This is a genomic window from Paracoccus sp. TRP, assembly GCF_000185925.1.
Taxonomy (GTDB): domain Bacteria; phylum Pseudomonadota; class Alphaproteobacteria; order Rhodobacterales; family Rhodobacteraceae; genus Paracoccus; species Paracoccus kondratievae.
Window position 1 is genome coordinate 1 of sequence record NZ_AEPN01000066.1, and the last position, 11498, is coordinate 11498.

Consider the following 11498-nt stretch of genomic DNA (forward strand, 5'->3'; position numbering starts at 1 on the left):
GCCTCCGGCAAACCCGGTGCGGTTCACAGACGCCGTGTTCGAGCTGCCAGTTGCGGCGGCAGAAATTTGCGATCAGCATCAGATTCGAAATGGCGTGGCAGAGGCGTTTAGCCGCGTCGTCCCCAGCGCTATCGCTTGTGCAGCCAACTCAACCTGCCAAGCGCCACTGACCCACCCCCGCGACGAGAAGGAGAGGACATGAGCGAGCTACGCTGGGGCGATGTTTTATGCGCCGCGATCGATGCCTGGCTGCGCAGCATGGCCGAACAAACCGGTCTCGGCCAGAGATCTGCCGACGTTGATTTCATAAATACTGTCGTTACGGGGCGATATGGAATCTGCGTATTCACCCCTGCCCTCGCCACCGGAGAACGCGCGATGAGTGACGATCTGATTGACCGATTGCGGCACCATTACAAGCAGCGGATATAATCCATACTCGGCGTGCCACGAAGCCGCTTCGGAACAGCATGCGTTTTTCGGACAGGTTCGACTGCCCGAAAATCCGGATGATCTCAAGCTTTTCGGATGCGGGATATCCGCCCGGGAAACCAAATTATCCGTGGCTTTCTGCGCGAAAACGGATCTCTCCCTGCGATCTTGCGTGCAAAGGGGCTCTGTCAGGCAAATCACCCGAGTGCCCCGGCAGGCGGAGGCACAGCCCGCGCTCCTTGCGGTCAGACCGGAATCTGCCGCAAGATCAGGAACAGAAGCGCCGACAGAAGCGCCGCGGCTGGAACAGTGACGACCCAAGCCGCCCCGATGGTCAGCACATGCAGCCTGCGGACCAATTTACGGCGACGGCGCTCTTCGGCGGGGATGCTGTCTTCGCCTGGGATGGCCATGCGGGCCTGTTTCAGGCGTCGCTCGGCGTCCCATTCGCGGAAAAAACCCACACCAAAGATCGCGCCAACCGCGATATGGGTCGAGCTGACCGGCAGCCCCAGCGCACTGGCGAGGATCACCGTGACCGCTGCCGACAGCGCGACACAATAGGCGCGCATCGGGTTCAGCTTGGTGATCTCACTCCCGACCATGCGGATCAGTTTGGGTCCGAACAGGCTAAGGCCAAAGGAAATCCCAAAGGCACCGATCAGCATCACCCACAGCGGGATGGTCACATCGTCGTTCAGATTGCCGGTCTGCACGGTCTGCACGATAGCTGCCAGCGGACCGACCGCATTGGCAACGTCGTTCGCGCCATGGGCAAAGCTCAGCAGAGCTGCCGACGCGACCAGAGGAATGCCGAACAGCACCTTCAGGGATTTGTTGCGATTCTCCAGTCCCTCGGACTGACGACGGGTGACCGGGATCATCAGCAGCCAGCTTGCGGCGCCCACAATGAGGCCAAGCAGCAAAGCCGGCCCCATCGAGATGTGGATGATCTGCTTAAGCCCCTTCATCACCAGATAGGCGGCGAAAGTGCCCGACATGACGCCGACCAGAACCGGAACCCAGACCCGGGCGGCCGCGATCTTGTCATCGCGATAGATGATGCGGCTCTTGATGAACCACAGAACGCCTGCTGCCACCAACCCACCCAGCAGTGGCGACACCACCCAGCTTGCCGCGATTGCAGCCATCTGATTCCATTGCACCGCACCGATACCGGCACCGACAAGGCCCGCGCCGACGACCCCGCCGACCACGGCATGGGTGGTCGATACCGGCGCCCCGATCCAGGTCGCCAGGTTTACCCACAGAGCCGAGGAAAGCAGTGCTGCCATCATCGCCCAGACAAAGGTTGCAGGTGTGTCCAGCGCCTCGGGCGCGACGATGCCCCTTGAGATGGTCGAGACGACGTCGGCACCGGCGATCAGCGCGCCCGCGCTTTCAAAGATCACCGCAATGACGATGGCCCCGCCCATGCTAAGCGCATTGGCCCCCACCGCCGGCCCCATGTTGTTTGCGACATCGTTGGCACCGATGTTCAGAGCCATATAGGCGCCAAACACGGCGGCGGTGACAACGACCAGCATCCTGCTGCTCTGTCCCAGCATCATTACCGCAGCCAACCCGGCCAGAATGATGAAGACAAGCGCGATGCCGGGCGCCACCAGAGGCCGCGAGACATAGGCGGCTGCCGCCTCCAGATTTGCGAAACGACCCAGATCGCGGTCCAGTGTTTCCAGGTGCCGAGGCTCAAGATCCTTGTCAGACATGTTCCGCCTTTCTTTTCGCCGGGTGCTAGGCAGGATTCATCAATCTGGCAAGGCGGATCAGATAAAAGAAGCTGCATAGTTGCCTTACCCGCATCACGCCATCGGCGGTCGCTGGTGAAATCGCCGCGATCATGCCGGTCAGTGGGAGTCGAGCCGTCCCGTATGCTATCATCTCACCGGAGCCGGCCTTCGACGCCCGTCGGCATATCTTGAGTTATGAGGATTTACCTTCCCCCTGGTAGCCAGACCCCTGGAAACGAGAAGGCAAGGATATCCGCCCTGACCGCTTGATCATGGCAAGTGCCTGGAGGTTGGTGATTGGTCCGTCAGCGCAGCTCACCCGCCCCGACGCGAAAACAGTCTGCGCCCCACGGCAAGGATCAGCTCTGCGCAAAGCCCAAGCAGCCCCGCGATCACCAGCAAGCCCGAGATCAGCCCCAGCCAGCCGATGACCGTCATCGTGTAAAGCACCCCGCCGATATCACGCCCCCACACCATGCAGACATGGGCTGAACCTTCATCCAGCCTGCACCCGTTTATCGAGGCAATGAGACCCGCCAGCAGGACCGAGAGCACAGGCAAGGCCCCGATGAAAATCATCGCGAGATATTGCCAGATCCGCATTCTTAGCATGCTCAATTTCCCGGTCTCCGGCTTGCACACTCTATCCCGGCAGAATGGCTTGCGTCAGAGGTGCAGGACAAGGCCCGACAACGGCGCTGAAAAACGCTCGCAACTCATACCGGTGAAAGCGTGTGCCCCAACCGGATCCGCGCACCTTATAGCTGGACGAGATAGTCCCTGAACCTTCGACCGGGCTGCAACGGAAATGTCTCGCCCGTCTCAATGGCGCTGGTAATGCGATCCAGCCGGAAATTACGAAAGTCCTCGCGCAGTTCGCACCAGCCGGTCAAAAGCCAGGCCTCGTCAAAGATCGTCAAGCCCAGCGGATGGACCCGGCGCAAGCTCTCACGCTCATCAAGGTTACGGTAATTCAGTTGGATGATCCGCCGCTGCCGTATCGCACGGCGCAAAAGGTCAGCCCATCTTGCCGCCAGTTCATCACCGGCGCGCTGGCGGGTGACCGCAAGCATTGGCAAAGCACGAAACAGCTCACCCCGATCCGCGCCCATAGTCCCGGCCAGTTTGCCCGAAACACGTTCGGCCGCGTCCTTTAGCCCTGCCCCGTCGCGCGCGCTGATAAGACGCAGGCCTAACATGATCGCCTCCATCTCATCTGGGTCGAATTGAAGGGGCGGCAGGAAATAACCCTTTTCAAGCTGATAGCCCATGCCAGATTCGCCCCGGATCGGCGCCCCCATAGCCAAAAGGCTGGCGATGTCGCGATAGATGGTGCGCTGGGACACGCCAAGACGCCCGGCCAGCACCTCGGATGAGACCGGGCGATGCGCCAGGCGCAACTGATCAAGCAGCGCAAAGAGCCGGAGCGTTTTCATCTCGCCGTCTCTAACACCCCTGACAACAGGTGTCAGGGGGGATCGCTAGAAACGGTCGGGATGACAACTGATAGTAAAAGGAGCCAAAGGCCCATGACCGGACAATGTATCGAGATCGTCACCTACAAGGTCAGCAATCCCGATGAGGCAGACCATCAGCGCGACGGCGCGCAGGAAAAGGCGGCGCGCCTGCCGGGATTTTCTGGGTGGCTCGCCCTCAGCGGCTGCAAAGACCGGGGCATGCGGACCGATCTGGTGATCTGGGAAAATGCGCAATCCGCCGAGGCCGCAGCAGAAGTGGTGGGCAAGGGCAAAGATTTTTCCGGATTCCGTGCCTCGATCACCGAATTTGGCGGCATCGGCCATTACGCGCCTCCACGCGGAGGGCTGGCCCTGCTGCAACCGGGAAGCGGCATCGAGATCAGCCAGTTTCGCCTGCGCCCCGGCGTAAACGAAGCGGATCTGCGCATGGCTCATGACAGGATGATCGCGGATCATCTTTGTCGTCAGCCGGGGTGGCGCGGACAGCGGCTGATCCGGCTGCAGGACGGGACCTACATGGACATCGCCTTTGCCGGAACGCAAGCGCAGGCACAGGCCATCTGCGCCAGCTGGACAGGAATCCCGGCCTGCGAAGCCTTCCTTGCCCTGATCGAGCCGATCAGCATGGAGTTCGGCTCGATCCTTTGAAGCAGGCTGAAGCCCGGGTTACTTGGTGGTATAGCCGCCGTTGACCAGAATGGTCTGGCCGGTCATCCACCAGCCTTCCGAAACCATGAAACGGATGTAGGGCACGATATCCTCGATATCCGTCAGCCCGGTTTTCGAGAATTTCGACAGCGCCGCCGCCGTCCGGTGATAGGCGACGGCGTCCTCACCCTCGGCCGGATAGAAGAAGGGCGTGTCCATCGGTCCCGGACCGATCGCAGTCACCGAAATGCCGCGTTCACCAAACTCTTTGGCGGCTGCGCGGGTGAAGTGCTCAACCGGGGCCTTGGTGCCCGCATAGCTGGCGTAGAAGGGCGTAAAGGCCCCCAGCAGCGAGGTGACCAGCGTGCAGATCTTGCCATTGTCATTCAGGTGCCGGCCCGCCTCTTTGATAAAGAAAAAGGCCGATTTGGCGTTGACCGCGCTCATCTCATCATATTCGGCCTCAGTGATTTCCAGGATAGGCTTTTTCAGCACTTTGCCGACGGTGTTGATGGCGATGTCAGGCCTGCCGATAGCAGCAGTGACATCAGAGAACAGTTTTTCCATCGCCGCGGCGGTGGACAGATCGGCCTGAAACGCGACAGCTTCGGCCCCGGTCGCCTTGATCGCGGCAACCGTCGCCTCGGCGTCTGCTTTGGTCGAGGCACTGTTGTAATGAATGGCCACCGCCCTTGCCCCATGCGCGGCCAGATCGCGCGCAATCAGCCCGCCCAGGTTTTTGGCCCCGCCCGCAATAACGACAGTCTTACCCTTGATGCTGTGATCAGTCATATCTCGGCTCCGCTTTTGATATGCGGAAAACCTATCGTCTGGATTTTGACGATAAAGGTGGCCATTCTGACATCACTTGTCAGTATACCAGAACAATTGGGCAAACTATTTGGATCGTATAGACCTGTTTCGGGTTTTTACCCGCGTTGTCGATTGCGCAAGCTTTACCCGCGCGGCGGACCTGCTTGGTATGCCGCGATCCTCGGTCTCGGCCGCAGTGCAAGAACTTGAACAAAGGGTCGGGGCGCGGTTGCTGCATCGCACCACGCGCAAGGTCGCGCCGACGCAGGATGGCTTGGCGTTTTATGAGCGATGCCAGCGCCTGATTGCGGATGTCGATGAGGCCGAGAACCTGTTCAGGCAATCCCTGATCCAACCTTCGGGGCGGCTGCGGATCGACGTTCCGGGCCGGATCGGGCGGTTGATCATTGCCCCTGCCCTGCCTGAATTTCTGGATCGCTACCCGGGCATTGATGTCGATCTGGGCGTCACCGACCGGGCGGTCGATCTGGTCGAGGCCGGAGTTGATTGTGCCCTGCGGGTCGGAGAGCTGGAGGATTCCAGCCTGATCGCCCGGCCAATCGGGAAACTTGCCCTGATCAACGTCGCAAGCCCCGCCTATCTTGAACGATATGGTGTACCGGAAACACCCGCCGATCTGACCCACCATTACGCGGTCAACTATGCCTCGCCCTCAAGCGGGCGGATCGAGGATTGGGAATGGATCGAAACCGGCACGACGCACCGGCTTGCCATGCGTGGCCGGGTCACGGTCAACAATGCCGAGGCCTATATCGCCTGTTGCCTTGCTGGTCTGGGCCTGATCCAGATCCCGGCCTATGACGTCAGACCGCATCTTGAGGCGGGCGAGCTGATCGAGGTGATGCCGGCGCATCGGGCCGCGCCCATGCCGATGACGCTGCTTTATCCTCACCGTCAGCATCTCTCGCGTCGGATGCAGATTTTTGCCGACTGGCTGGACAGTATTTTACAGGCGCAGATTATATTCTAAGACCTTGGAATGATGGGCCTTTGATATTGCTGCGCAATCAGGATGCGGCCCGTTTCAGCCTGGGATGATCTTACCAGTCAGGGCTGGGCGAGCGGATTTTCTTTGCTGTGGCCTTCCCGAATTTAGAATGGCCTCGGGATCAGGCGCCCTCTTAATGTCGACCAAACATGCCGTGTTTCCTGCGGGCAGGAAGCAAATGGCGATTGGTGTGACAGGACGGCGATGACAGAGGAAAGATCGGGTCATGGACCGCCGCATGGCGCCGCCTTGGCCGTGGAAAAGATCAGGTTGCAATCCGGCGGCCTTACCGTGCTGGATAAGGTCGGCTTTCAGGTCCAGCCAGAAGAGGTCCGCTCGGTCATCGGGCCGAACGGGGCGGGGAAATCCTCGCTCGTGAACGTGATCTGCGGGCTCTGTCGCCCGCAATCCGGCCATGTGATCATCGACGGGCAGCGCCTGCGCCATGTCCGGCCGCGTGTGCTGTTGCTGGATGAGCCGATGGCCGGGATGGCCCGCACGGAAAAGGCCGCCATGGCCCAGCAGATCGAGCGGGCCCGCGCGCATCTGCGTCTGGCCATCGTGTTGGTCGAACATGACATCTGCGTCGTTATGCGGCTGTCTGACCGGATTGCGGTGCTGGATCATGGGGTGCTGATCGCGGACGGCACACCGGCCGAGGTCCGGCACGACCCCGAGGTCATCCGCGCCTGTCTGGGGGCGGAGGCCGCGTGATGGACTGGTACGCTTTCCTCTTTTTCCTCGAAGTCACCATCGGCGGCCTGCTGTCTGGCGTCATGTATGCCATGGCCGCCATAGGTTTCGTGCTGATCTGCAAAACCTCGGGTGTGCTGAATTTTGCCCAGGGCGCGATGGTGCTGTTCGCGGCGCTGACCTTTGTCAGCCCTGTCAAACATGGATTTCCCTTATCCCTCGCCATCGCGGCAACGCTGATCGTAATGACGGTGCTGGGTTTTGTGATCGAGCGCACGGCGCTACGCCCGCTTGCCAACCGCTCGCCCATGGTGCTGTTCATGGCGGCATCGGGGCTTTCTTACGTGATCGAGGGGCTTGCCCAGCCGATCTGGGGCACGCAGGTCCACCGGCTGGCCCTTGGCATCTCAAACACATCTTTTGAGATCGGCGGCATCTTTATCCCGACCTTCGATCTGGTCGCGGCGGCGATGTTTGCGGTGCTGACGATTTTCTTTCGCTTCACCCGCACGGGCCCTGGATTTCGCGCAGTTGCCGACGACCAGTTCGCCGGGCTCGCTGTCGGTCTAAGGCTTGACCGCACCTGGGCGACGGTCTGGACAGCGGCCGGATTTGTCGCGCTGGCCGCCGGGCTTTTGTGGGGCGCACGGCTGGGCGCGCAGTTCAGCCTGTCGCTGATCGTGCTGAAGGCCCTGCCCGTTCTGGTTCTGGGCGGCTTTGGCTCCATCCTCGCCGGCCTGCCGGTCGGCACCCCAAAGAAACTTGCAGAGCCCTATCTGGGCGGCGCGCAAGAGATTCACCCCAGTTGATACGGAGAAGACAATGACTGTTCATCAACGTAGCGGCGCCGAGCGCAATCCTGTTCCTCCGGTTTCCCGTCCCGCAACCCCGGCCAATATCATCCGGACCGCCGATGAGGCGATCGAGGTCGCCAAAACCCTTGCCGCCGAGTTCGAAAAGGGCGCGTCCGAGCGCGACCGTGACCGCGTCTGGCCGGTCTCCGAGCTTGACGCATTCTCTCAGTCCGGGTTGTGGGCAATCAATGTCCCAAAGGAGTTCGGCGGTGCCGACCTGTCCTGGGTCGCGATCAATCGGGTTATTACGATCATATCCGAGGCCGATCCCTCGCTTGGTCAGATCCCACAGAACCACCTGGGCGTCGTCTCTGCGATACGGACCGTCTCGGAACGCCCCCAGCAAGAACTGCTTTTTAGCGAGGTGCTGAAGGGCGCGCGTTTTGGCAATGCTTTTTCCGAGTTCGGCACCAAACGAGCTGCCGAGTTCAATACCAAATTCACTGACAAAGGCGACCATGTGCTGGTCAACGGGCGCAAGTTCTATGCCTCGGGCGCGCTGCTTGCCCATTTCGTGCCTATCGTTGCGCTGGATGATGAGGGCCGCGCCTGGTACGCGATTGCCGAGCGTGGGGCCGAGGGGCTGTCCGTCATCGACGACTGGTCGGCCATGGGTCAGCGCACGACACTGTCGGGCACGGTAACGCTGGAAAACGTCAAAGTGCCCAAAACCCATCTGGTTCCCGGCTACAAAGGCTATGAACGTCCAACTGCGGATGGCGCAATCTTTCAGGTCATTCAGGCTGCTGTCGACCTTGGCATTGCCCGGGCCGCGATCAAGGACACGATTGATTTCGTGCGCAACCGATCGCGCCCGTGGGTGGATAGCGGCCTTGAGCATGCCTATGAGGACCCCTATAGCATTCAGGCCGTCGGGGATCTGGTCCTGCGCGCCAATGCTGCCGAGGCAGTGCTGGATCGGGCCGGTCTGACCATAGACGCAGCCGTCGCCGCACCCGATGCCACGAGCGTGGCGAAAGCCCAGATTGCGACCGCCGAGGCCAAGGTGCTGACGACCGAAATCGCCATTCAGGCCACGAACAAGTTGTTCGAACTGGCCGGGACGCGCTCGACCCTGGCCGAGCACAATCTGGATCGCCACTGGCGCAATGCCCGCACCCATACATTGCATGATCCGGTGCGCTGGAAATACGCGATTCTTGGCAATTACTACCTGAACGGCATCAATCCGCCCCTGCACGCCTGGAGCTGACCGGCAAGACCCGCAAGGATGGCCCTTGCGGGGCTTTCACATCCTAGCTTCGCAACGCTTTGAGCTTTTGCAACAACCACGCCCGGCTTGCCTGCTCGGGGTCGCTGCCGCATTGGATCAGATAGGGCTTGCCCGACACGCTGCTTTTGCTGGCCGCAAGATCGATGAACTGCTCGGTCGAGGTCAGCTTGCCGCGCTTGGCGATGTAATCGAGCTTGGTCTGCAAATGGGACCGCACCTTCTCGGCCGCATACCATGTTCCATTGCGATTAAAACGGCAGCCCGAGCTTTCGATACTGTCCAGCAGCGCCTCGATCTCTTGCGCAACCACCGGGGGCGGGGCTTCTGCCTGCGCGGGATGTGCAAGGGCGACAAGCAGGGCAAGGGCGGCAGGTTTCATTGCGGACATGACACTGGTACCTCGGTATCACCCCACGCATGAGGCGGAAAACTGCAGCAGTCATTGCGTAAACGACCGGGAAACTCAACCCCTGACCTTTACGATCCTGTTCCTTCAACTCTGGCAAGACAAGGTATTCATTTGAGTTTATGCAGGGTCGTGCAGATAGGTCGGACGATCCGGCATCAGTATCAGGAAAGGGTATCTACGTGGAAGAAATGACCTCAAGCCCGCGCGAGCGGTTGATCCTGCCGTTCATGGCCCCGTTCTACCACAAGGTAGCCCAGCCGATCGGATGGCTTTTGTTCCGCATCATCATCGGCGGTCTGCTGATGGTCGAAGGCTGGCCCAAGATCCTGGACCCCATGGGACAGATCGGCTTTCTCGAGAACGTCGCAGGCATACCGGCGGGCTGGTTCTTTTCGCCGCTTCTCGCGGTCATGCAATTCGTTGGCGGCTTCATGATCGCTGTCGGTCTGTTGACCCGCCCGGCCGCTCTGGCCAATGCAGTGATGCTGGCGATGACATTAAGATTCCACATCGAAAACCCTTATGGGAACGCCCTGCTCACGCCCGAAGGGATCGAGTTTCTGAAAGCCAACCTGCAATACCTGACCGAAAACGGCCAAGCCCGCCTCCTGTCTGACGGCGGGACCGCATTCCTGCATCAAGTGCAGGCCAAGGCCGAGTTCAACTCGACCTTCTGGTGTGCGGGTGCCGCCATCATCGCAGCTTTCGGAGGCGGCAAGCTGTCAATCGACCGCGTATTGGGCAAAGAGTTCTGAGGCGATTCGTCAGACCGGTCACGATCTGGCAGAGATGTTTCAGATGCCGAGTTGCGTGCACCTCGGCATCTGAATACGGAGCATGAGGAAAGCTCCGCAGCGCCGGGGCTACTCTGTGTTCTTACGCAGTCGGTTGAAAAAAATACGCTCTCCGCGCGAAATCTCACTCAGACTCTGCGACCAGGATACACGTGTCCGAACGACTTTTGCCGGAACACCCGCAGCGATACAGGCAGGTGGGACATCCTTGGTCACAATAGCTCCAGAAGCGACCACGGAACCCTGCCCGATCGTGACATTTTTCATGACAGAACTGCGCCGCCCCAGCCAAACCCGACGACCGATATCGATCTTGGCCGGGCCCCAGTTGATGATCGACATCGTGTCGAGGTCGACAATCCCGTGGCTGTCCGAGCCTTGCAGCAAGACCTCGTCCGACCACAGCCCACCGGCAGCAACAGTGGCGGTTGTCTCCAGCAGCACGACCCTGGCCCCTCCAATGTAGGTGTTCTCGCCGATGATCAGGCTGCAATCCTTGTGAACCATCTTTACAGTGATGTTCATTCGCCGCCGCGAGAAAAATATGCCTTTATGCCCCTGCCCCTTTAAAGACATCAGAATATTCGATCTCTTATCAGGCAGGTGAAAGAATATCAGCTGGCAATCTTTCAAATCCTCATAGACTGCCAGCCGCACGACCTTTTTCAACAGGTTCAAGCTACCTTTTGGCGCCCAGATATAGCACCCATCAGTTCTATGTGTCTCAGCGATTTTCGGATTTAGAAGAGACAGGCTGACGCGCTCATATTCTCCTTCAGGAAGAGACGTAAGCAGGAATTTGTTTTTGGCGGATTCAGCATCGGGGAAATGCCGCTCAAAGAGTTGAGCCGCTGTTGCGTGTTCCATTTCCCGATTCCCTCTCCATCAACGTTGCAGAGATTGCTACACCGGTCGAGGATTGGCCTCAAGGAGCGGGCGTAAGACCTGACTACCATTCGCCCGCTCACGCTGATCGACAGCCTTCGGGATGGACTTGTCAGGTTGCCGGGCCGCGGCGCAAGATGATGGGCCGATGTAGCTGCGACACCCTTACACCTCTGGCGTGTTTTCATCAAAGTTCATTGCAGAAAAAATATTAAGGGAAAGTAAAAGCAGCTCTGTCATAGTTACCCGGTGGAAAAGCGTGATCCCTGCCGGGGGTAAGATACACGAAACAGCGCAATTCACTTCACTAAACCCTGAGGCGAATTATACCAAGGTGTCTGCTCTCTTCAAAAGAAAACCCCTCATGACCTTAGCAGGGACTTCAGCTGAATTAAGCTTAGAATGCAGAGTTATAAATACCGCACAGTTCTTGATGAGCATCCGTCTGCGCGCAGTGCAAGTCAGACTGGACTAGGTTGTGTTGACAAAAAGGATTCC

14 protein-coding genes are annotated in these 11498 nt (G+C 59.6%); 8 read left to right on the plus strand and 6 right to left on the minus strand.

Features of this window, described 5'->3' with window-relative positions; genetic code table 11:
* A partial coding sequence (locus PARACOCCUSGL_RS22510) for a hypothetical protein (RefSeq protein ID WP_237701581.1) occupies positions 1 to 202 on the plus strand: 202 nt, incomplete at its 5' end.
* Positions 199 to 432 carry a hypothetical protein gene (locus PARACOCCUSGL_RS0118525; RefSeq protein ID WP_010400171.1) on the plus strand — a complete coding sequence of 78 codons (234 nt, stop codon included), beginning with the start codon at positions 199 to 201 and terminating at the stop codon, positions 430 to 432. The genes PARACOCCUSGL_RS22510 and PARACOCCUSGL_RS0118525, both read left to right, overlap by 4 nt.
* 245 nt (positions 433 to 677) lie before the next feature.
* Here PARACOCCUSGL_RS0118525 and PARACOCCUSGL_RS0118530 read toward each other — a convergent pair whose 3' ends face one another.
* The 3 genes from PARACOCCUSGL_RS0118530 to PARACOCCUSGL_RS0118540 all read right to left on the minus strand — a co-directional run bounded on the left by PARACOCCUSGL_RS0118530 (position 678) and on the right by PARACOCCUSGL_RS0118540 (position 3619).
* Positions 678 to 2162 carry an inorganic phosphate transporter gene (locus PARACOCCUSGL_RS0118530; RefSeq protein ID WP_010400172.1) on the minus strand — a complete coding sequence of 495 codons (1485 nt, stop codon included), beginning with the start codon at positions 2160 to 2162 and terminating at the stop codon, positions 678 to 680.
* Positions 2163 to 2498: 336 nt separating this feature from the next.
* Positions 2499 to 2786, minus strand: a complete 288-nt coding sequence (locus PARACOCCUSGL_RS0118535) for a hypothetical protein (RefSeq protein WP_010400173.1) — start codon at positions 2784 to 2786, stop codon at positions 2499 to 2501.
* A 155-nt stretch (positions 2787 to 2941) separates the two neighbouring features.
* A complete protein-coding gene (locus PARACOCCUSGL_RS0118540) occupies positions 2942 to 3619 on the minus strand; it encodes a YafY family protein (RefSeq protein WP_010400175.1) in 678 nt (225 codons plus the stop codon).
* Positions 3620 to 3712: 93 nt separating this feature from the next.
* On the opposite strand from PARACOCCUSGL_RS0118540, the gene PARACOCCUSGL_RS0118545 reads away from it, so the two are divergent.
* Positions 3713 to 4309, plus strand: a complete 597-nt coding sequence (locus tag PARACOCCUSGL_RS0118545; RefSeq protein WP_010400176.1) for a hypothetical protein — start codon at positions 3713 to 3715, stop codon at positions 4307 to 4309.
* Between the two features lie 18 nt (positions 4310 to 4327).
* Here PARACOCCUSGL_RS0118545 and PARACOCCUSGL_RS0118550 read toward each other — a convergent pair whose 3' ends face one another.
* Positions 4328 to 5101, minus strand: coding sequence for an SDR family oxidoreductase (locus PARACOCCUSGL_RS0118550; protein ID WP_010400177.1), 774 nt, complete (start codon positions 5099 to 5101; stop codon positions 4328 to 4330).
* Positions 5102 to 5210: 109 nt separating this feature from the next.
* Here PARACOCCUSGL_RS0118550 and PARACOCCUSGL_RS0118555 point away from each other — a divergent pair, with 109 nt between their 5' ends.
* The 4 genes from PARACOCCUSGL_RS0118555 (at position 5211) to PARACOCCUSGL_RS0118570 (ending at position 8891) form a co-directional block, all read left to right on the plus strand.
* The gene (locus tag PARACOCCUSGL_RS0118555; RefSeq protein WP_010400178.1) at positions 5211 to 6113 is read left to right on the plus strand and encodes a LysR family transcriptional regulator; all 903 of its coding nucleotides are present in this window, start codon (positions 5211 to 5213) and stop codon (positions 6111 to 6113) included.
* Between the two features lie 222 nt (positions 6114 to 6335).
* Positions 6336 to 6845, plus strand: coding sequence for an ATP-binding cassette domain-containing protein (locus PARACOCCUSGL_RS0118560; protein WP_010400179.1), 510 nt, complete (start codon positions 6336 to 6338; stop codon positions 6843 to 6845).
* Positions 6845 to 7633, plus strand: a complete 789-nt coding sequence (locus PARACOCCUSGL_RS20980) for a branched-chain amino acid ABC transporter permease (protein ID WP_010400180.1) — start codon at positions 6845 to 6847, stop codon at positions 7631 to 7633. Before PARACOCCUSGL_RS0118560 ends, PARACOCCUSGL_RS20980 begins: the two co-directional genes overlap by 1 nt.
* Before the next feature lie 13 nt (positions 7634 to 7646).
* Positions 7647 to 8891 carry an SfnB family sulfur acquisition oxidoreductase gene (locus tag PARACOCCUSGL_RS0118570; protein ID WP_010400181.1) on the plus strand — a complete coding sequence of 415 codons (1245 nt, stop codon included), beginning with the start codon at positions 7647 to 7649 and terminating at the stop codon, positions 8889 to 8891.
* Between the two features lie 43 nt (positions 8892 to 8934).
* Here the strand turns inward: PARACOCCUSGL_RS0118570 and PARACOCCUSGL_RS0118575 are convergent, their stop codons facing one another.
* Positions 8935 to 9300, minus strand: coding sequence for a DUF5329 domain-containing protein (locus PARACOCCUSGL_RS0118575; RefSeq protein WP_010400182.1), 366 nt, complete (start codon positions 9298 to 9300; stop codon positions 8935 to 8937).
* A 209-nt stretch (positions 9301 to 9509) separates the two neighbouring features.
* On the opposite strand from PARACOCCUSGL_RS0118575, the gene PARACOCCUSGL_RS0118580 reads away from it, so the two are divergent.
* Positions 9510 to 10076, plus strand: a complete 567-nt coding sequence (locus PARACOCCUSGL_RS0118580; protein ID WP_010400184.1) for a DoxX family protein — start codon at positions 9510 to 9512, stop codon at positions 10074 to 10076.
* A gap of 108 nt (positions 10077 to 10184) precedes the next feature.
* Here PARACOCCUSGL_RS0118580 and PARACOCCUSGL_RS22515 read toward each other — a convergent pair whose 3' ends face one another.
* On the minus strand, positions 10185 to 10982 hold the full coding sequence (locus tag PARACOCCUSGL_RS22515) for a DapH/DapD/GlmU-related protein (RefSeq protein ID WP_010400186.1): 798 nt from the start codon (positions 10980 to 10982) through the stop codon (positions 10185 to 10187).
* Positions 10983 to 11498: the final 516 nt, after the last annotated feature.